15 protein-coding genes are annotated in these 20202 nt (G+C 58.1%); 10 read left to right on the top strand and 5 right to left on the bottom strand.

Annotated features, from left to right (window positions below; genetic code table 11):
* Nucleotides 1-6: 6 nt before the first annotated feature.
* Both QUV11_RS11660 and QUV11_RS11655 read left to right on the top strand, forming a co-directional pair.
* On the top strand, nucleotides 7-933 hold the full coding sequence (locus tag QUV11_RS11660; protein WP_300882886.1) for a HEPN domain-containing protein: 927 nt from the start codon (nucleotides 7-9) through the stop codon (nucleotides 931-933).
* A gap of 254 nt (nucleotides 934-1187) precedes the next feature.
* On the top strand, nucleotides 1188-1583 hold the full coding sequence (locus QUV11_RS11655) for a VOC family protein (RefSeq protein ID WP_300882883.1): 396 nt from the start codon (nucleotides 1188-1190) through the stop codon (nucleotides 1581-1583).
* 225 nt (nucleotides 1584-1808) lie between these two features.
* On the opposite strand, the gene QUV11_RS11650 is transcribed toward QUV11_RS11655, so the two are convergent.
* A complete protein-coding gene (locus QUV11_RS11650; protein WP_300882882.1) occupies nucleotides 1809-2072 on the bottom strand; it encodes a DksA/TraR family C4-type zinc finger protein in 264 nt (87 codons plus the stop codon).
* Between the two features lie 302 nt (nucleotides 2073-2374).
* Between QUV11_RS11650 and QUV11_RS11645 the strand changes: the two genes are divergently transcribed.
* On the top strand, nucleotides 2375-3400 hold the full coding sequence (locus QUV11_RS11645) for a GlxA family transcriptional regulator (RefSeq protein WP_300882881.1): 1026 nt from the start codon (nucleotides 2375-2377) through the stop codon (nucleotides 3398-3400).
* Nucleotides 3401-3473: 73 nt separating this feature from the next.
* Nucleotides 3474-5339 (top strand): GGDEF domain-containing phosphodiesterase, encoded by a 1866-nt coding sequence (locus QUV11_RS11640; RefSeq protein WP_300882879.1) that lies wholly within the window; start codon nucleotides 3474-3476, stop codon nucleotides 5337-5339.
* 318 nt (nucleotides 5340-5657) lie between these two features.
* On the opposite strand, the gene QUV11_RS11635 is transcribed toward QUV11_RS11640, so the two are convergent.
* A complete protein-coding gene (locus QUV11_RS11635; protein ID WP_300882878.1) occupies nucleotides 5658-6437 on the bottom strand; it encodes a TetR/AcrR family transcriptional regulator in 780 nt (259 codons plus the stop codon).
* 33 nt (nucleotides 6438-6470) lie between these two features.
* Between QUV11_RS11635 and QUV11_RS11630 the strand changes: the two genes are divergently transcribed.
* The 3 genes from QUV11_RS11630 to QUV11_RS11620 are packed head-to-tail and all read left to right on the top strand — an operon-like array spanning nucleotide 6471 to nucleotide 12259.
* Nucleotides 6471-7610: an efflux RND transporter periplasmic adaptor subunit gene (locus QUV11_RS11630; protein WP_300882876.1), complete on the top strand. Its 1140-nt coding sequence runs from the start codon at nucleotides 6471-6473 to the stop codon at nucleotides 7608-7610.
* Nucleotides 7611-7623: 13 nt separating this feature from the next.
* Nucleotides 7624-10827: an efflux RND transporter permease subunit gene (locus QUV11_RS11625; RefSeq protein ID WP_300882874.1), complete on the top strand. Its 3204-nt coding sequence runs from the start codon at nucleotides 7624-7626 to the stop codon at nucleotides 10825-10827.
* Nucleotides 10820-12259 carry an efflux transporter outer membrane subunit gene (locus QUV11_RS11620; protein WP_300882873.1) on the top strand — a complete coding sequence of 480 codons (1440 nt, stop codon included), beginning with the start codon at nucleotides 10820-10822 and terminating at the stop codon, nucleotides 12257-12259. The genes QUV11_RS11625 and QUV11_RS11620 overlap by 8 nt, the downstream gene beginning before the upstream one ends.
* Nucleotides 12260-12913: 654 nt before the next feature.
* On the opposite strand, the gene QUV11_RS11615 is transcribed toward QUV11_RS11620, so the two are convergent.
* Both QUV11_RS11615 and QUV11_RS11610 read right to left on the bottom strand, forming a co-directional pair.
* Nucleotides 12914-13960 (bottom strand): aldo/keto reductase, encoded by a 1047-nt coding sequence (locus QUV11_RS11615; RefSeq protein ID WP_300882871.1) that lies wholly within the window; start codon nucleotides 13958-13960, stop codon nucleotides 12914-12916.
* Entirely contained in the window at nucleotides 13960-14667 is a 708-nt protein-coding gene (locus QUV11_RS11610; RefSeq protein WP_300882869.1) for an ester cyclase, read from the bottom strand. Before QUV11_RS11610 ends, QUV11_RS11615 begins: the two co-directional genes overlap by 1 nt.
* A 255-nt stretch (nucleotides 14668-14922) precedes the next feature.
* Between QUV11_RS11610 and QUV11_RS11605 the strand changes: the two genes are divergently transcribed.
* Both QUV11_RS11605 and QUV11_RS11600 read left to right on the top strand, forming a co-directional pair.
* Nucleotides 14923-16173: a cytochrome P450 gene (locus QUV11_RS11605; protein WP_300882867.1), complete on the top strand. Its 1251-nt coding sequence runs from the start codon at nucleotides 14923-14925 to the stop codon at nucleotides 16171-16173.
* 24 nt (nucleotides 16174-16197) lie between these two features.
* Nucleotides 16198-17424 carry an alpha-hydroxy acid oxidase gene (locus QUV11_RS11600; RefSeq protein WP_300882865.1) on the top strand — a complete coding sequence of 409 codons (1227 nt, stop codon included), beginning with the start codon at nucleotides 16198-16200 and terminating at the stop codon, nucleotides 17422-17424.
* 9 nt (nucleotides 17425-17433) lie between these two features.
* Here QUV11_RS11600 and QUV11_RS11595 read toward each other — a convergent pair whose 3' ends face one another.
* Nucleotides 17434-18483 (bottom strand): AraC family transcriptional regulator, encoded by a 1050-nt coding sequence (locus QUV11_RS11595; RefSeq protein ID WP_300882864.1) that lies wholly within the window; start codon nucleotides 18481-18483, stop codon nucleotides 17434-17436.
* Between the two features lie 372 nt (nucleotides 18484-18855).
* On the opposite strand from QUV11_RS11595, the gene QUV11_RS11590 reads away from it, so the two are divergent.
* Nucleotides 18856-20202 (top strand): TonB-dependent receptor (locus QUV11_RS11590; protein WP_300882862.1); only part of this gene is annotated, 1347 nt, incomplete at its 3' end.

Raw genomic sequence — 20202 nt, 5'->3', positions numbered from 1 at the left:
ATGACCATGCGAACCGATCTCGACCATCTTCCGGCCAACAAGCAGCGCGAGCTTGAGCGCGTGAAGCAGATCATCTTCGAAGAGTTCGAAGACGCCCTGGCGCTTGCCACGCACCAGTGGAAGAAGAAGGGCCGGATCGAGAAGCTGATCCTCTATGGCAGCTATGCGCGCGGCGGCTGGGTCGATGAGCCGCACACGGCCAAGGGCTATCGCTCGGACTTCGATCTGCTGATCATCGTCAATGACAAGCGCCTCACCGAGCGGGTCGATTACTGGCTGAAGTTGGAAGACCGGTTGATCCGCGAGCTTACCATCGATCGGACGCTGCACACGCCAGTGAACTTTATTGTGCATACCCTTCAGGAGGTGAACGACGGGCTGGCGCATGGGCGCTATTTTTTCATGGACGTCGCAAAGGACGGCATCGCGCTGCATGAAGCTGATGATCGGGAGCTGCACACGCCCAAGCCCAAGACGCCTGAGCAGGCGCTGGCCATGGCACGAGAGTATTTTGACGAGTGGTTTCCGAGCGCAATGGGCCGCGACAAGCTTGCTAGGTACGCGGTGCAGGAAGGGCTATTCAAACACGCCGCGTTTGAATTTCATCAGACTGCCGAGGCATTATACCACGGTGTTCTCCTGGTCTGCACGTTCTACACTCCGCACGTCCACAATTTGGGTTTTCTTCGCACCCAGGCGGAGCGGATCGACATGCGGCTGGTTGACGCATGGCCCCGCGATACGCGGGTTGATCGCGCTCGGTTCGAGAAGCTCAAGGAGGCTTATGTAAAGGCCCGGTACTCAAAGCACTATCGCATCACCGAGGAGGAGTTGAACTGGCTTGGCGCTTGTGTCGAAGAGCTTGGGCGGGCTGTCCATGCAATCTGCGCTGAACGAATTGGCAATCTGCAATCTCAAATCGGTATTGCTTGATAGCATTGCAATTTGAACATCCAGTCAACATCGAAATGCTGTTTGAAGAACGTCTGAAATTGGGACTTTCCTGCCGTTACGACGTAAGGTGTCAAACGGCAGAGCTCGCCAATACCTGACGTCCGGTGCTTCCCCGACTGGCCAACTAAGCGCGACCGGATAGGCCTTCTAAAATGGCTGAGAACGCAACTCGTCGCTTGCTCCGATCCCGCACTGCCTCCACAAGCGTCCTCGTAACGATAGGGAGAGAGAAATTGCTATTCCACACGATGGTAGGCTCTAATGACATCGAGCGATCGCGGCGGTTCTACAACGCGGTTTTGGGTGTTCTGGGTGTGCCAGAGCCGATGATCAACATCGCTGGAAGCGGACATACGCGCCTCTTCTACCCGAACCAGGGCGGAACCAACTTCATCGTCACCCAGCCGATCAACGATGAACCTGCCACCGTGGCGAACGGGAGCACCGTTGCTTTCTCGTGCAATTCGCCCAAGCAAGTTCAGCAATTTCATGATGTAGCCGTCGCCAACGGCGGGACGTCAATCGAAGACGCTCCTGGCCCGCGGGAGTCCGCGATGGGAACTATCCACCTGACTTACGTGCGCGATCCCGACGGCAACAAGCTTTGCGGGATCTACATACCCGGATAGATTTTTTACCCCTCTCTCGACCTGCCCACCGAGCGATTGGGCGTTTCGTAGGGCCGGTCCACGTCGAGCCATAAGTGGTCAAAAGTGCCGCCGATGTGATATCGGGAGACGGGCGTGGGGGCTTCAGGCGCAGGCACAAATTCAATTTGGAACCCTGACCGATTGGGCCTGGGTCGGTTGCTTCCGGCGCCTCCCAGGTCTGCTTGGTCAGTTCACGTTTCTCGATCAGCGCAACTGACTGTCCTTACTGCCTCTCCGGTTGATTCCTGCGGTGCGCATCTGCCGGTCTCGTATCGACTGGCAGGTGATGCATGTACGAATACCAGCCAGCGCCGCGCGCCGCGGCTTTGGAATCTCCTCGCCGCAGTCGTCACAATATTCGGTGCCCTCGCCAATCGGCAATCGCGCCCGTGCGCTGAGCACCGCGTCTGTCACCGTGTCGTCGATCTGATCTTGGATCGCACCGTCGCGCGCCCAGCCGTTCGCCATTGTAACGTCTCCTCGTTGTGAATTGGGCGCTGACCGTCCACCGAGTCCCATATTGTTTCGGGCCGCGGCTCTCCATCTGACCTTGCGAAACAAAATGGCCGCGTCTTCGCCACCCCTTGGAATGCTATCACCGCCAGACACCCAAGGGCATCTCACAGGCTGCCAACCTCACAGCGTATGTGGTGATCATCCTGCCGCCTGGCAATGGCTCGGTCGGCAGTGTCGCACGCGAGTGACGACCGCATCCGCGACGCGCTTTGTGTTCGGCGAGCATGGGCGTATACGACTTGGGCCATGGCCTTGTGCTGTCGCTGAGCGGAGTACAGGCCATCCATATCACCATCTTTGCACCCTCAAAGGTGCACCTGCTCGAAATCGCCGGTATTCGAGATGCGCTGTTCGAAGCCAATTGCAAGATCAGGTCACGACCGCATTACACTGTTGAGCTCGTCACCGAGCGCGGCGGCGTTGCAGACACCGCTTCTGGCGTAAAATATGTGGCTGATGCCAGCATCGACACTGCGGCGCCGAACTGCGACACGCTGATAGTCACCGGGCCTTATGGGTTGCCGGCGCGCCCGAGTGGCCCCGCAATGCGATGGCTGCAGGATCAGGCTCGGCATTCCCGGCGCTATGGATCGACGTGTACCGGCGCTTTCCTGCTCGCGCACGCCGGATTGTTGGCAGGGCGCCGTGCGACGACGCATTGGGAATATGCGGATCGTCTGGCGGCCGACTTTCCCGACATCGAAGTGGAGCCCGACCAGATTTTCGTCCGCGACGGACCTGTGTTCAGTTCAGCCGGGGTGACCGCCGCCATCGATCTGACGTTTGCCCTGATCGAAGAGGACCATGGCCGGGCGCTCGCGCTCTGGGTGGCACGCCGCCTCGTCGTGTTTCTCAAGCGCCCGGGGGGTCAGTCGCAGTTCAGCGATGCTCTGACCGCTCAATCTGCCACGAGCAGTCCGATCGACCGGATCAAGCTGCACATCCTCGAATATCCCCGCGGGGAACTGGCCCTCGAAGCACTCGCCGAGGTTGCAAGGGTGGGACCGCGCCAGCTGTCGCGGCTTTTCCACGCCGAGCTGGGCTCGAGTGCAGCTACCTATGTCGAACTGACGAGGATCGATATTGCCCGGCGTTTGCTGGAAGACAGCAGCGCGCCGCTCAAGACGATCGCATATGCCGCTGGATTTGGCTCGACGACAACCCTTAGGCGCGCCTTTATGCGCCGGATCGGTGTCACCCCGACAGAATATCGCCAGCGATTTCAGACCGCCGGGTCTGGCGCTGCAGGCAAAGACGAAAGTGCCGCCGATTTGTCCTGAAGCGTCGCTCTGCGGTCATTGAAGGTTTGGCCGGGGGTTCGCATTGTCGAACCTGGAGGCCAGACAATGCGAAATGACCGCGCTGTTTTTTGCGCAAAAACCAACCAGACCAAAGTTCTCAAGGTTATCGGCGGCGATCCCTGGACGCGCCATGGCGCATGACCGAGACGTCGGCAAGGGCCCACCGCAAGGCGATTTTGGATTCAGGCCCAAGCAATGGGACTGCCTGGATCGGCCATCGGACGATTCCGATTCCATTTTGGCTGCATATGGGCTGGCCCTAGACCACGTCGGTGATGGCGTGGTGGTCGCGGACATGCGTCAGCGTGGGCACCCTATCGTCAAGGTCAACGCCGCGTTCGAGGCGATTACCGGATATGCTGCAGCGGAGGCCGTCGGCAAGAATTGCCGCTATCTTCAAGGCAGCGACCGCCTGCAGCCCGAAATCGCCGAAATCCGCGCTGCGCTGACCGAAGGTCGCACCTGTTCGGTCACCCTTCGCAACTACAAGCGCGACGGCACGATGTTCCGTAACGCGCTTCGGATGGTGCCGCATCGCGATGCATCCGGACAGATCACACACTGCGTCGGCCTGATCCGCGATGTTACCTACGCATCAGGCGTTGATCGCCTGACCGGTCTGCTTGATCGCTACGGCCTGCTTGATCGGCTGGCGTCGATAAGCGTGCCCGCAGGATCCGCCGTACTACTGGTCAAGCTCGACATCATGCGGTTTCACGATGTCAACAATGGCTTCGGCTATGATATCGGTGATGCGCTATTGCGATCGGTCGCCGGGCGCCTCGCGACGCTGTCATCGGTCGCCTTGGCGCGCGTGGGCACAAACAGCTTCACGCTTGCCTTCGAGCTTGGCGAAGCCGAACGCGCCGCGGACTTGGTCGACGATGTTCTTAACCTTTTGCAGCCCCGCTTCATCCTGCCCGGCGCAGCACTGACGGCCCAGTTCGCTACGGGCTACACCGTCGGGTCGATCGGGTCGGATCCGCTCCAGCTCGTCCGCCAGGCCGCCGCAGCCTTGCAGCGATCCAAGGCGATGGCCTCACACCCACCGCATCGCTTTGCCGCGGCGGACGAACGCGACGCATCCAATCGCATCCGGTTGGCAAATGATCTGCAGGCGGCAATTCCGAACGAGGAACTGCTGTTGCATTATCAGCCTCAAGTGGATCTGCATTCTGGAAACATCGTGGGTGCCGAGGCCTTGCTGCGATGGAACCACGGCGTGTTCGGGCTGCAGTCCCCAAGTCGGTTCATCGGCGTTGCCGAGGAGACCGGCGCGATCCTGGACATCGGGGCATGGGCCATGCGAACGGTTGCAAGGCAGGCAGTGCGCATCAATGACGGACGACGCACACCGATACGTTTCTCGTGCAATGTGTCGGTGCTGGAGTTCACCCGCAGGGACATGGTAGCGTTTGTCGACCAGGTGCTCGCCGAGACCGGCTGTCGTCCTGAATGGCTGACCCTTGAGCTCACCGAAAGTCTCATGATGCCCGAGCCTGCGGAAGTCCTGCGCCTATTTCGCGACCTGCGCGGCTTGGGCGTTGAAATCTCTATCGACGACTTCGGTACCGGATACTCGAATCTGCGGTATCTGGAACGATTTCCGCTGACCGAGATCAAGATCGACCGCAGTTTCGTGCGCGATGTCGTGGACAGCCCGGCCAAGCAAGTGATCGTCGAGAGCATCATCAAGCTAGGCGAGGCGCTGGATATCCGCGTTGTTGCAGAAGGAATCGAAACAGAAGCCGAGCTCGGCATCATGCGATCGCTCGGCTGTTCGGTAGGACAAGGCTATTTCTTTTCGCGACCGCTGGATGGCAGCGCTTTTGACGATTTCCTTGGAGATCACGCAGTGTCGCATGAAAAATCTCTACGGGGTCGCCTTCTGGGTGTGCTCGGTGACAATTGTGCATAGGGCAAGGCAGGTCGTCCAGGATCATGGTACGCCAGCCATTACGTTTGACCGCATCGGCATCGCAAACATGCCATGATCCAAATTTGGTCTAGGCCGATCGCACGTACTGGGAACGTCTGCTGTCGGGAAAGGCCGTCGCCAGCAACCTTTACGCTGAACGACGTAAGTTGGTCGGGAACCGACTTCCGACGTCGAGAAAGCTGCCACGGAAGGAAGGCAAAGGGATAGTGCCGAGCTTCAACATGACAGTCATTCAAAACATCATTTGAGGCTTTATCAGCTTCGCAAATCCCTGCGGTATGCCAGACCAATTCGCGATCAGACGCTTACAGCGCGCAGGAAGAAGCTCCACCGTTCCTGAAAAAATGCCTCAGGATCGATAGCCACCGGATCAACGATTTGATCACGTAGCGCCTTGGGCAGCCCATCCATCAGATCGCATAGTATGGCGCACAATATTGCGGGGTCGCCATCATCAATCTTTCCTTGCTGCTGCGCGGCACTGATCTGGCGCAGCACAGGACCGCGTATTTTTCCCTGCCAAGCGCTGAATCGCTGGCGCAACATGGCATTATGGGCCGATTCACAGCTGAGTAACCGGCCGAAACTAACCGCATCAGGCTCCACCGACGCTTTGAACACGGTCTTTATGGTTTCTTCCAACGCATCGAGTGGTGATGTCGATGCCAATACGTTGAGTTCTACCGCAGCAGTCAGCTCGGCAATGACTCGGTCAACGACCGCTATTAGCAGCGCCTCCTTGCTGGGAAAGCGGCGGTAGATGGTCAGCTTCGAGACGCCCACATGAGCAGCTATCTCGTCCATTCCGGCAGCAGCATACCCCTTCGCTAAAAACATCTCATGGGCGCCAGCCAGCACCGCGTCTGCGATTGCGGCTGCTTGCTCACGGGTGGGGCGTCCTGGGCCCCGGTCATCTGTTTGCGTTTTTTGCATCTCTCCGCAGTCCATGTAGCACACGCAGAAATAAAAAGAACCCACCAGTTGCTTTTGTGAGATGAGCTTGTAAAGAAACTCGCGAGTATCGATAATCTTGCCAGTGGAGGCCTGCTTTCCGTGTTCAAATCGCCCTGCACCCAACCCTTCGTTGCGCGCATTACGCTGGCCGCTGCGATGCTGATCACGACCGCGTGCAGTGCCGATGACCAGACGCCGCCAGCGCCGCCGCCGGTTGCGGTCACCGCGATCACGCTGACCGCCCAGCCGGTGCCCAACATCATCGAACTACCTGGACGCATCGAAGCAGTCCGCCGGGCAGAAGTGCGCGCTCGCACAAACGGCATCATCGAACAACGATTGTACACAGAAGGCACCGATGTGCGCGAAGGCGCGCCGTTGTTCCGCATCGATCCGCGCGACCTGCAGGCGCAGGTTCAGCAGGGCCGCGCCGCGCTGCAACGCGCCATTGCGGCCCGGCGCAACGCTGGGCAAATCGTGAACCGCTACAAGCCGCTAGTGGCTGAGCGCGCGGTCAGTGCGCAGGAATACGATCAGGCACAGTCCGACCTGGCGCAAGCCGAAGCATCGGTTGCCGATGCCCGCGCCACCCTTTCGCGTTCGGAGCTGGAACTAAGCTATACGACGGTGCGCGCGCCCATTGCCGGACGGATCGGTCGGGCGCAGGTCACCGAAGGGGCGCTGGTCAGCGCAACTGAGGCTACGCTGCTGACCACTGTCGAACAGCTGAACCCTGTCTATGCTGTCTTCACGCAGTCGAGTGCGCGTATACAGGATATCGCGCAGCGCGTTCGCGGCGGTGAACTCGTGTTGCCCGATCTATCGCGTGTCGAGGTGCGCTTGATCCTCGAAAATGGAACGGAGTACGGCCCGGTTGGTCATCTGAATTTTGCCGATCTGACGGTTGACCCGTCTACAGGAAGCCAGGTGCTGCGCGCTGATTTCCCGAATATTGAGCGTACATTGCTGCCTGGCACCTTTGTACGTGGCCGTATTTTTGCCGGTACGACGACCAATGGCATCGCGGTGCCTCAGGCAGCCGTACAGATTGCTAACGAGGAAGCATCGGTCACAATCGTCGCAGCCGACGGCACGGCGCAGCGGCGCCCAGTTGTGCTCGGCGGACTGGCGGGTGGCAAATGGGTGATCCGTTCGGGCCTGAAATCCGGCGAGCGTGTCATTGTAACGGGCTGGCAAAAGGCGCAGCCAGGTCAGAAGGTGCGTGTCCAGCCCGCCAGGAGCGGCCGCCCCGCCACTGCGCCTGCGCTCCCTGCGCAATCTACCCAGACACGTTGAGGGGCCCGGCAGCATGAACCGCTTTTTCGTTTATCATCCGGTCTTTGCCTGGGTCATTGCCGCATTTATCGCACTCGCCGGTGTGATCGGCCTGACCAACCTGCCGATTGAGCAGTATCCAGCAGTAGCCCCGCCTGCATTGTCGCTGAACGTCAGCTATCCAGGGGCCGATGCAGAAACCATGGATCGCACGGTAACCGCGGTGATCGAGAAGGAAATGAACGGGGTCGACAATTTTCTTTATATGGCTTCGACCAGTCGCTCCAGTGGGACCGCAGCGATTACGGTCACGTTTGAAAGCGGCACCGATATGGATGTTGCACGAACCCAGGTTCAAGATCGCCTCAGCCGGGTGGAGCCGCGACTACCCGAAGAAGTGCGCCGCCAGGGCGTGCAGATACAGGAGGGATCAGCCGGCTTTCTGATGCTGGTGGCCATGACCTCCAAATCTGGCGAAACAACACCGCTGGAACTGGGAGATTACGCTTCGAACAATATCGTCGAAGAACTGCGGCGGATCGAGGGGGTCGGCGATGTCCAGTTATTTGGGTCGCAATACGCGATGCGGATATGGCTCGATCCCGAAAAGCTGGCCGGGTACAGCCTATCATCGAGCGAGGCGCTGGCAGCGGTGCAGGAACAGAACAGCCAAACCGCAGGCGGATCGCTCGGTGATCAGCCACTGGCAGAAGCAACCGCATTCAGCGCCAAGATCGTGACGCAGAACCGGTTTTCCAGCGCCGAGCAGTTTCGCGAGATCATCCTGCGCTCCAACCCTGACGGATCTACCGTGCGGCTGGGCGATGTCGCGCGGGTCGAGTTGGGCGCCGACAGTTACCAGTTTAACGCCACGCTGAACGGCAAGGACATCGCCGGCATGGCGATCCAGCTGGGCAATGGCGCCAATGCGGTGGCAACCGCCGATGCGGTGCGTGCTCGGCTTGCGGACCTTGAGCGGTCATTCCCCCCGGATATTGTCTGGCAGGTTCCTTTTGATACGACGCCCTTCATCAACGCATCCATCGACAGCGTTATCATGACACTGATCGAAGCGATGGTGCTGGTGTTCCTGGTGATGTTCCTGTTCCTGCAAAACTGGCGCGCAACGCTCATCCCTGCCTTGGTCGTGCCTATTGCGCTGCTGGGAGCATGCCTTGGGCTGTGGCTATTCGGCTTTTCCATTAACACCCTGTCATTATTCGGCATGGTGGTGGCCATCGGCATTCTTGTGGATGATGCGATTGTCGTGGTCGAGAATGTCGAGCGCATCATGGCCGAAGAGGGGCTCAATCCCAGGCGCGCCACCGTCAAGGCAATGGGTCAGATCACGGGCGCTATCATCGGCATCACTCTGGTGCTGGTTGCGGTTTTCGTTCCGATGGCGTTCTTCCCCGGATCGACAGGCGGAATCTATCGCCAGTTTTCAGTGACGTTGGCAGTATCGATCTTCTTTTCCGCTGTCCTCGCATTAACTCTCACGCCTGCGCTCTGCGCCACATTGCTCAAGCCCCATGATCGGGATCATGGAGGCGCCATGCCGGCACCTCAGCCCGGTGCGCGTGGATATCTGCAGCGGTTCTTCAACTGGTTCAACGACCGCTTCAGTCGCACAACGCACAGCTATGCCGGCGGCGTTGGCAAAATGGTCGCGCGGCCGGTGCGCTGGCTGGCAGTTTTTGCGGTTGTCTGCGTCGTCACCGCATTGCTGTTTACGCGGTTACCTGGCGGCTTCCTGCCGTCAGAAGACCAGGGCTATATGTTCGTGAACTATGATGCCGCCCCCGGCAGCACGTTGCAGACGACGGGCGCTGCCATCGAAAAGACGGAGGCGTTCCTGCGCCAGCAGCCGCAGGTGAAGGACGTCGTATCGATCCGTGGCTTCAATTTCTTCGGACAAGGCCAGACGGCCGGCTTGTCCTTCGTTAACCTGACCCCGTGGGAAGATCGCGCCGGTACCGAAAACAGCTCTGAAACTCTGGTCGGCAAGGTCATCGGCTTTGCGCAGGATATTCCGGAAGCAACGATTTTTGCACTCAACCCGCCGCCCATTCAATCGCTTGGCAATGCCACTGGCTTTTCGATGAAGCTGGAGCACCGTTCAGGTGATCGCGAAGCCCTGCTAGCGGCCCGTAACGAGATTCTGGCCAGGGCGGCGAAAAGCCCTCTGCTGGTAGGCGTCAGGCTCGAAGGACAAGGCGATGGCCCGCAGTTATATGTAGACATTGATCGCATTCAGGCGCGTGCGCTTGGCCTGTCGATAGCCGACGTCAATGCGACGCTGTCGATCAGCTTTGGGTCGGCATACGCCAACGACTTCGTGCGTGATGGGAATGTCCTGCGTGTCTATTTGCAGTCCGAAGCTGCGAACCGGATGACCGATGACGATGTCGGCAATCTGCGCGTTCGCAACACAGACGGCGCGATGGTGCCGTTCTCGGCCTTCACCACGACGCGCTGGACATCGGGACCGCAGGCGCTGGAACGCTACAACGGCTATGCAGCGCTGACCATTGCGGGGCAGGCAGCGCCCGGCGAGTCAAGCGGTGCAGCGCTGATCGAGATGGAACGCATCGCCGATGAGGTTCTGACAGGCAACATGGCGCATGAATGGACCGGCATCGCCTTTGAGGAAAAGCAGGCAGGGGGGCAGATCGGCCTGTTGCTAGGTCTGTCGATGGTCGTCGTGTTCCTGCTGCTCGCAGCGCTCTATGAAAGTTGGCCGATCCCGCTGGCAGTGCTGCTGGTCGTGCCATTCGGTGTTCTGGGGGCGGTTGTCTTCACGACGCTGCGGGGCTTTTCGGCCGACGTCTATTTCAATGTCGGGCTGATTACTATCATCGGTCTGGCGGCGAAAAATGCCATCCTGATTGTCGAGTTCGCCATTGCCGATGAACAGGCCGACAAGGGCTTTATCGAGGCGACGATAGAGGCGGCGCGCCAGCGCCTGCGGCCCATCTTGATGACCAGCCTTGCCTTCATTCTTGGCATGGTGCCGCTGGTGATCGCGAGCGGTGCAGGTGCCGCCAGCCGCAACGCAGTCGGCACCGGGGTGATGGGCGGCATGATCGTTGCAACTGTACTGGGCATATTCTTCACACCCGTGTTCTATGTCGCGGCCCGCAAGTGGCTGAGCCGCAAGCGCGATCATATGGCGGAGGACGTCGCCGAAGAAGCTGCCGACAATGGATCCCGCTCAACGGAGACTGCGCATGCGTAAGCTGATCGTCGCCATCAGCGCAACCGCGCTGGCCTCTTGCAATCTGGCACCAGAATTCCGCCAGCCTGCTGCGCCCGTTGCACCCACCTATACGCAACCATCCGATGGCAGTCGCCTGGCCAGCGATATTGGTTGGCGCGAGTTTTTCGGCGATGCGCGGTTGCAGGCCTATCTCGCTGCTGCCCTGGCTAACAACCGAGAGCTGGCCCAGTCGGTCGCACGGATCGAACAGGCCCGTGGCCAATACCGGATCACCGAAGCCGACCGCCTGCCGCAGGTCGATCTGAACGGGTCGGTTACGCGATCGCGCTCGCCGATCAATGCTTTGGGCTTTGGCAATACGCTGCCCGGGGCCGCGGGCGGCGAACAGCCGACCTCGATCGACATAACCCAGTATAATCTTGGCGTGGCCGTCTCATCGTTCGAGATCGATTTCTGGGGCCGGGTGCGCAATCTGCGCGATGCAGCGCGCGCTCGGTTCCTGTCGACCATCGAGGCAGAGCAGGCCTTTCGTCTGTCGCTGATTAGCCAGGTAGCGGCGACCTATCTGGCAATCCGGTCAGGCGAAGAGCGTATTGCTCTTGCGCAGCAGACGGTGACCGCGCGGACCGAGGGGCTGCGGATCGCCACATTGCGCGCCGATGCGGGGGTAACCTCGGTCGTCGATCTGGATCAGGCAACGGTGCTGCTCACCCAGGCCGAAACCGAGCTAGCGGATCTGCAGCGGACAACCGATCAGTCGCGAAATCTGCTCGACGTGCTGGTCGGTGGTCCAGTTGCAGGCCCACTTCCCGAAGGCCAACCGCTCTCCGATCCAGCTCAGTTTCGCGGACTGGATGCTGGCCTCCCATCACAACTGCTGGCCAATCGGCCTGATATTCTTGGGGCTGAACTGCAGTTGAGAGCAGCCAACGCCGATATCGGCGCAGCTCGTGCGGCCTTCTTCCCGAGCATCTCGCTCACAGGTAGCCTTGGTTTTGCATCGCCCGCTTTGGGCAGCTTGATCAACAGTGATGCACAAAATTGGTCGTTCGGCGGAGCGCTTGGCCTGCCGATTTTTGACTGGGGCCGCCGGGAAGCGCAATTGACCATCAGCCGCGCGACCGCTGATGAATTGACCGCAGCCTATCAACGCGCTGTGCAGGAAGCGTTTCGCGAAGTGTCTGACGCTCTGGTCGGCAGGCAGCGCTATGCCCAGCAGATTGCAGCCCAGGAACGAGCTGTCGCAGCGCAGCAACGTCTGGCTCGCGTAGCGCGTATGCGGTATGATAACGGCATTTCGATCTATCTTGAAGTGCTCGATGCTGAACGCAATCTGTTTGCCGCGCAGCAACAATTGCTAGCGCTGCGGTCAGCTGAGCTACAAAATGGCGTTTCGCTCTACGTTGCGCTGGGCGGCGGCCTTTCAGAGCAGCCTGTCGGAGGCAACTGAGGACACGACACATTCGCACGTCTAGGCAAGCTGATTGGGAGTGGAAAGACTAATCGAGGCGCCCCCGGCCCAGCGATGCAGCCCTACAGAGTTGAACAACTGAGAGTTGGCGTTTGCGTGCGGGCCGGAAGGTGCGCTCAGGCAGAAGCTAGGGGGTCTCTGTGCCTGGCAGCTATCATGCTTGCGAAAGGCCGCCTGAGAATCCCTCCCGTGAGCTAGCCTCAGCGCCCCTTGATATTACGGTGAATGCCGATGATCTAGATCATCCGCGTCATATCGTACGCCAACACGCACTAACTCGCCTCTATTCTGATGTTTTGGCGCGTCTTGGTCAGGAGAGCGATACTGCCCATCCAGGATTTGAGCATGCTGAATACATGTTTGAAGGTTTCGCGACGGATGCCCGTGGTATTGGGTAGCAGATCGATCCGCCGTTGCATGGCTCCGATGCCCGACACTCTGCGTTTACCCGACTCGTCATGCACGGCGACAGTACCTGAACCTACATGCCCGGTTACCTATATTGACCGCATCATCCGCTATGCGGCCAAGTCACAAGACTTTGGAGCTTGCAAGCTCAAGCAGCGCTGAAGGCCGAAAGCGGTATCCCGAACGGTCCACCGCGCAGTATAAAAAGGTGAGCGCAAAAAATGTTTAACGTTGACCCGGGAAACGGGGGATGTCGATCTCATCGAACATACCGCCGTAACCCAGCGCCATTGGCATGTCCCAATCGAGCATGTTGTAGGGGTGGCCGACATCGTAAGCACTGGCACGATCGAGCTCCGCTAGAGTTTCGGTATCCAGCGTTATCCGTGCGGCCGTCAGGCTTTCGGTCAGTTGATAAGCGCGAGTTGCTCCCACGACTGGAATTACATCGCGAGACATTACCCAAGCCAATGCAACTTGCCCAGAGGTGATCCCAATCCGGTCGGCGATAGCATCGAGAGCTTTGGCGATTGCGCGATTGCGGTCATCCAGCGGCTGGAGCTGCATCGAATCCATCCGACGGCGGCTGCTTTCAGACCCGCTGCGGGTATATTTGCCAGTAAGAATGCCTCCGGCGAGCGGCGACCAAGCCGTTACACCAATATTGTGAGTCCGTGCCAAGGGCAAATGCTCACGTTCGATCGAGCGCTGGACGAGGCTATATTCGAGCTGCATCGCTGCTATTGGCACCATCCCTCTCAAATCTGCAAAGGTTTGGGCGCGGGACGTCACCCACGCCGGGACATCCGACAATCCGACATGAAGAATCTTGCCTGCGCTGACCGCATCGTCGAGCGCGCGCTGAACCTCTTCCACCGGTGTCGTGAAATCCCACCAATGGACATAGTACAAGTCGATGTAGTCGACGCCCAGCCGCTGAAGGCTGGCATCAAGTGAGCGCATAAGGCTTTTCCGATGCATACCGGCAGCGTTTGGATCGCCCGCGCCTGGGACAGCGTTGGCATATTTCGTGGCAACAACAAATCGATCGCGATCGCCAGCAATCAGACGACCGATAATTCTCTCGCTTTCGCCGCCGGTATACATATTGGCGGTATCAATGAAATTCCCTCCGGCTTCGGCATAGGTGTCGAAAATCGCCCGGCATTCCTCTTCAGGCCGTGACCATTCAGCGCCAGGGCCGAACGTCATGGTGCCCAAAGCGACTTGCGAGACCCGTAAACCGCTTCGCCCCAACAGCTGGTAGCGCATCACCGGCCCTCGGAAAGACCGGGGTTGTCGCGCCATGCCTCATCAGGGAAGGGAATAACGCCAAGCTGCATGGCAAATTCGCGGAAGTTCCAATGCGTCCGGCAGCGAACTATTTTGCCATCCCGATAAAATTGAGTTGTCGTGCCGCGCGTATATGTTGTGCGCCCGGCGGCGGGGATACCGAAAAAATCTTCATTATGCGTGGCTTTCCAAATCCACTGCATATAGCCCCATTCATCATACTCAAAATCCGACCCAAGCATGATATTATCTGCATATCGACGATAAATTTCGTCACCGAAATCTGCAGGGGTGCTGCCCTTACGAGTCTGTGCATGCTGAGGGGGGCAGCGATCCCCATCATAACTGAGTACTTCAAACTTGTGCACGCCAAACGGAGATTCTGGTCCTGAGTTGTTAAATACGACAAAGGCTTTGTAGAGATCTTCCTTCGTTGTGATCGTCTGCATGAATTCGATATCTTCCCAGACAAAATCGTCTGCATAGTATGCCAGCACCTCTTCTGCGCCCTTGTCAAAAAACGCCGTTACCCAGTCTTGGGCGCTATTGAAATCTTTCGGTCGCGCATTGTGCGAAGCGGTCGGCATCTCCGACGTGATCGTAGGTGACTGGAGTGCACGCAAAATCCGCTGTTGATCAGGGTTGAGATGATCTTCGGTGACATGAGCGGCATATAAAAAATGCATGGTACATTCCTCTCCTCAAAGGTGACAACACGGACATTTTGCCCGTTCGGCTAGAAGGCAATTGTTAAGGGGAAAGGCGCCGTTTGCCACGGCACAAGGAGCCAGCTTAAAGCCGATCGTGACATTTCCTGCAAATCTTTGGCACCCATTGCCTGTTCCTGGCACGGCAGGCTCTTGGGTGGAAGCGCTGCGAGTCATAAGCTGGCGTGCAACAATAAGCATGCCACCTTGCCATTGGCCTGCATGGAGAGAAAAATGTCTGATCCTACGTTGACCGTTCTTGAATCGCATAAAAGCGAAGTGCGCGTGTACGATCCTCTCGATCCAGTCGTAAAGCACGAACCCTATCCGTTTTACGCCAAACTCCGGCGCGACGACCCGGTCACATGGCTTCCTTCAATGCAGGCTTTCGCCGTGGCGCGTTATGACGATGTCGACATGCTGTTGAAAAACGGCAAACTTTACAGCTCGTCCATGTTCTGGCCCGCGCTGCTCGGCGAGTTTGATCCGGTGCCCGAAGTGCCGCCGATGATCTCGATGGACCCTCCTGGGCACGTTCACCTACGCAAGCTTGCAAACAAGGCTTTTGTGCCGTCAAAAATTAAAGCGCTAGTGGATCGTACATACGAGGTCGCAAACGAGTTGATCGACGATATTGTCGAAAAACATGGTCCAGAGGGGGAGTTCGACTTCGCCGTTGATTTTTGCGCGCTGTATCCAGTGACGGTGATTGCACAGGTGCTGGGTGTTCCCACGGCACGCCGCGCCGAATTCAAGATATGGGTGGACAATGTCCTCGCCGCCGCAAACCGCGCGGCCTACGGTCCGGAAAGGCTTGCCGAGATTCAGGAAAGTTCGGACAAAATCCGTGCCTTTTTTGAAGAGCTATACGACGAACGCGCTGCCTGTTTGCAGAACGATCTGATCTCCGACTTCATCCAGGCCGAGATTGATGGCGAGAAAATGTCGCGCATTGAAGTGATCCAGATGTCGATACTGCTTTTGATAGGGGGCGTTGAAACGACCACCAATCTGTTGGGCACCACGTTGATTGAGCTCAACCGGCACCCGGACGTATATGCCAGAGTGCGTGCAGATCAAACTCTGGTGCCCGCACTGATCGAGGAAGTGTTGCGATACAATCCCCCGGTGCAGATCATATTCCGGCACACCATGGAAGACACAATACTGAACGGTGTTACCATCCCGAAGGGCTCGACAGTGATGCCACTGCTGGCCTCTGCAAATCGCGATGAAAGCAAGTTTGCGGACCCGGAGGCATTTGACATTGATCGAAAGATCGAGGTTCCGTTGATGTCTTTTGGCCAAGGCCCGCATTTCTGTCTGGGTAATTATCTTTCGCGTATGGAAGCACGTTCAGCGCTTGAGACCGTGTTTTCACGCTTCGAACTGCTCGAACCAATTTCCGATGAGGTCGATTGGCTTGATTCCTATTTTGCACGAGGGCCTCACCATCTCAAAGTGCGCTACCGCGTTCGCTCCTAGCAACTGAGAAGGGGGCGAGCCGACATGGCCAAGCTGAAGAACTGCCTGGGGACTGCGGACTTTATGGCCGCCGCGCAGCGGCGCCTGCCGCGTCCGTTGTTCGACTACATCTGCGGTGGGTCTGACGACGAAAAAACCTGCGTGGCCAACGTGGCGTCTTTCGACCGCTATGATTTTGTGCCGCGGTATCTAACTGATGTCACGAAAATCAATATGCAACGCAAAGTACTTGGCTGCGATCTGCAGTGGCCATTGATCCTTGCTCCAACCGGCATGAGCAGGATGTTCCATCCCGATGGGGAGATCGGCGTTGCAAAGGCCGCGGCTGAATCTGGGGTAGGCTATGCGCTATCAACCATGGCCACGGCCTCAATAGAAGATATTGGCAAAGCAACAAATGGACCCAAGATCTATCAACTTTATTTGTTGGCCGATGATGCGCTAAACCGCGAGAGCATTGATCGGTGCCGGGCGTCCGGATTTAATGCCGTGTGCATCACAGTCGATACCGTCGTGGCCGGGAACCGCGAGCGTGATGTGCGTTCAGGCCTTACCGTGCCTCCTCGTCTGTCCGCCGGTTCATTGGCCGCATTCGTCAGTCGACCCGCTTGGTGCATGGGCTATTTGAGTGGCGGCGCCTTCACGCTACCCAATGTGTCAAGCGACAGAAATGCCGATATCTCGACCCTGGCGGCGTTTTTTGCGGAGAAGATGGAGCGCCACATCAGTTGGGACCAGATTGGCAGGCTTGCCAGCTACTGGGGCGGCCCGATCGCTGTGAAGGGACTGCAAAGTGTCAGCGATGTTCGGCGTGCCGCCGATGCAGGTGCCAGTGCGGTAATCATCTCCAACCATGGCGGGCGTCAGCTTGACGGGTCGGCTGCAACAATCGACATCGTCGCCGACATTGCGGACAGCATGGGAGACCAGATCGAAATCATCCTGGATGGTGGGATCCGGCGAGGAACCCATATCACGAAGGCCTTGGCTATGGGTGCGCGCGCTTGCATGACCGGTCGACCTTATCTCTATGCCCTCTCTGCGTTTGGAGCACCGGGTGTCGTGCGATGGCTGAAATTGATGCGGGAAGAAACCGAACGCACGCTTGCATTGCTTGGCTGTCCCGATTTGCAGCTTCTTGGCCGCGATCATCTGCGCGCGGCTGACGCATTGCCTGAATTTCTGCGAATGCAAGCAGGAGTGCCACACGGACAAAACAACTCCGCCCCCTTGCTGGTTGCGCGGAAATAGACTGGTGGACTAACTATCGATTTTGCTGGTGACGCCGCGCAATTCTTCGGCATTCATCTGCGCAATGGTGCTGGGTCGCCTGCCAGTCCAACGTTTGAATGCGCGGGAAAAGGTGCCTTCGTCGGAGAATCCGAGCATATACGCTATATCACGGATGGTCAGATCATCCCGCCGCAAATATTGGAACGCCTGTTGCAGCCTGACCTGATCGAGTACATCGGAGAATGTCGTGCCCTCTTCCTTGAGCCGACGGAGCAGAGTGCGTTCGGTCATGTGCAGCCGCTTAGCAATATCTCCCTTGCGGACCATGCCATCGCCCAAACGTGCTTTCAGGGCATCACGTACCCGCAACGCGAAGCGGCCTGCCATGCGCTTTTCAAGGTAGCGGTTGGCGACACCGTCCAGCAGCGACGCCAACTCTTCATCGGCCACCATGATCGGTGCTTCAAGATCGACCCGTCTGAAAACGATGCTGTCGTCGGGTTGGCCATAAGCGACAGGACATCCGAAATAGGCTTCGAGCCCGCCCCCCATGAGTGGCTTTGGATGAACGAAGTTAACGGCAACAGGATTGATTTCTTCCCCGGCAATCCACCGCAAAAAGCCCAAAACGGACGCTAGCACGGTATCGACCGTCTGATAGATGGGTGGCGGGCCTCCGGTATCGAAATGAATTGCAAGGGTCGCCTCTTCGCCTGACTCCGTCAATGTCGCGGTCGCCGAGTCCGAGATGAGGCGACAATAAAAGGCGAACCGGTGCAATGCGCGTGATAGCGTCGCGGAGCAGCTCATCGCATAGCCGACGACATGAAAGGTGGAAGGACGCACTTCAGCAGCAACGCGTAAGGCAAAGTCTGCATCGCTCAACACGACGGCTTTTTGCCATAGCAAGCTGATCTGGTGTTGCGAATATCGGCTGTAGCCTCCTGCCAGGCGTGAAGGGTCCATGCCGATGTCACGCAACACCTGGTCCGGATCGATTCCGCTAGTGCGCATGGCGCGGACAATTGCCAGCACCCACCCAGTTAAGCCAGATTTTGTTTCATCCTCGACCTGCATTTTCCGCGTCCCATCCCTCCTGCGTGCGACTAGGCTATTGAGGACGTTTTGTCACGATAAGCCTTTTCGCATTCATCTTGGCTGGCATCGTTTCCGGAGCAACCAGACAATGTGTGGTTTGTCCCGAACAGCTTTGCCTTGGCACGCCATGCCCTGTCGTTTGCTGAAACTTTGGCCAATGTGGATCCTGCAAATTGACAAGAAGCGAGCCGTTTAGGCCGACGATGTCGAGCAAGGAGAGACAGGATGCACTCAAGGGGTACAAAATTTCATGCGTCGTTGGCGTCGGTCATAGGTCTGGCTCTCTGCAGCTCGCCAGCCATCGCGCAGACCGAGCCCTCCGACATTCCTGCCAGCAATGGTGAGATCGTTGTGACGGGCACCAAGCGAGATGAGAACCTGAGCCAGGTCCCGATTGCAGTTTCGGTTGTGACCGATGGCGATATCGCCGCAAAAGGGATCGTCCGGCCACAGGATTATCTCATTTCTACGCCAAATGTTACCTTCATCGACGAGGCGACCGGCGACAGCTTCACCAATATCCGAGGACAGACCTCGGTGCGTAACTCGGATCCGAATGTAGCTGTCGTGATCGACGGCGTGCAGCTTTCCAGTCTCAAGCAGTTCAACCAGGATCTGTTTAACATCGAGCAGATCGAGGTTCTCAAAGGTCCGCAAAGTGCAATCTTTGGCCGCAACGCCGCTGCCGGCGCAATCGTGGTGAGGACAAAACTGCCGCGTAGCGAGCTTGGCGGCTCTGTGCTCGCCAGCTATGGCAGCTGGAATACCGCGAGAGCTCAGGTCGATGTAAGTGGCCCGCTCAGCGACACCCTTGGCTTTAGCGTCGCAGGCTCGTTTCGCGATACACAAGGACCGTTCACCAACATCACAACCGGCGAAAAACCGTATCGGCTGCGCACTGCACTGGGGCAGGCCCGCCTTTATTGGGAGCCGAGTGCTGACCTGACCGTGGACCTCAAGCTGAGCGGCCACGATACCCAGGATGGATCGACTGCCCTGCAGTCGCAGTTTGTGGGGCTACCGATCGGTGGCATTCCAGTCAATGAGCTGGATGCCAATCGCACTGACCTCCCCTTCGTGACGAACGTGAGGGGGGAACTTGATGAATGGCTCGTCTCTGGGTCGCTCAAGATCGACTACGATATGGGGTGGGCATCAATCACGTCAGTAACCGCTGCAGACAAGCTATATCAGTTTTTTGGAGGTGACTCGCCACCTTATCTGGCAGACTCCGGTGGGCCGGGTTCGACCGTCCAAGGCTACAAGTACCGCGACCGCAATTTTTCGCAGGAAGTCCGCCTGACTTCTCCTGATGATCAGCGGTTTCGCTGGCAGGTGGGCTTATACTATCTCAAGTTCACGCGCGGCCAGATCAGCGAACTGAATCAGGACTTGGTGGGAGTGGTGCCACCTTCGGATGGTATTGATCCATTGGGCAATGCAATCATCGGCGCCACGGTCTCGTATGCTCGCCAACGCTACGAAACCGAGAGCTTCGCACCTTTTGCGAGCCTCCAGTTCGACATCACGCCAGAGCTGCATCTCAATCTGGCAGGGCGCTACGACATCGAAAAGCGAAGTGTCGTCGAACTTGCACCCAACGCCATCAACCCGGCGACAGGGGCAAACTACAACTTGTGCATCCAGGCACGCGGTCCAGGCACCACGCTCGCAGATTGCCGGGCATCGGAAACGTTC

It is taken from the genome of Blastomonas sp. (genome assembly GCF_030373265.1).
GTDB lineage: Bacteria > Pseudomonadota > Alphaproteobacteria > Sphingomonadales > Sphingomonadaceae > Blastomonas.
Note: the sequence above shows the minus strand (reverse complement) of the source record. Positions and strands in the feature narration are given on the sequence as shown.

Coding starts and splice junctions, on each gene's coding strand:
- QUV11_RS11615 (WP_300882871.1), bottom strand. CDS start 13,960: ATGCGCTACCAGCTGTTGGGGCGAAGCGGTTTACGGGTCTCGCAAGTC.
- QUV11_RS11605 (WP_300882867.1), top strand. CDS start 14,923: ATGTCTGATCCTACGTTGACCGTTCTTGAATCGCATAAAAGCGAAGTG.
- QUV11_RS11595 (WP_300882864.1), bottom strand. CDS start 18,483: ATGCAGGTCGAGGATGAAACAAAATCTGGCTTAACTGGGTGGGTGCTG.
- QUV11_RS11620 (WP_300882873.1), top strand. CDS start 10,820: ATGCGTAAGCTGATCGTCGCCATCAGCGCAACCGCGCTGGCCTCTTGC.
- QUV11_RS11600 (WP_300882865.1), top strand. CDS start 16,198: ATGGCCAAGCTGAAGAACTGCCTGGGGACTGCGGACTTTATGGCCGCC.
- QUV11_RS11625 (WP_300882874.1), top strand. CDS start 7,624: ATGAACCGCTTTTTCGTTTATCATCCGGTCTTTGCCTGGGTCATTGCC.
- QUV11_RS11640 (WP_300882879.1), top strand. CDS start 3,474: ATGACCGCGCTGTTTTTTGCGCAAAAACCAACCAGACCAAAGTTCTCA.
- QUV11_RS11610 (WP_300882869.1), bottom strand. CDS start 14,667: ATGCATTTTTTATATGCCGCTCATGTCACCGAAGATCATCTCAACCCT.
- QUV11_RS11650 (WP_300882882.1), bottom strand. CDS start 2,072: ATGGCGAACGGCTGGGCGCGCGACGGTGCGATCCAAGATCAGATCGAC.
- QUV11_RS11660 (WP_300882886.1), top strand. CDS start 7: ATGCGAACCGATCTCGACCATCTTCCGGCCAACAAGCAGCGCGAGCTT.
- QUV11_RS11630 (WP_300882876.1), top strand. CDS start 6,471: ATGCTGATCACGACCGCGTGCAGTGCCGATGACCAGACGCCGCCAGCG.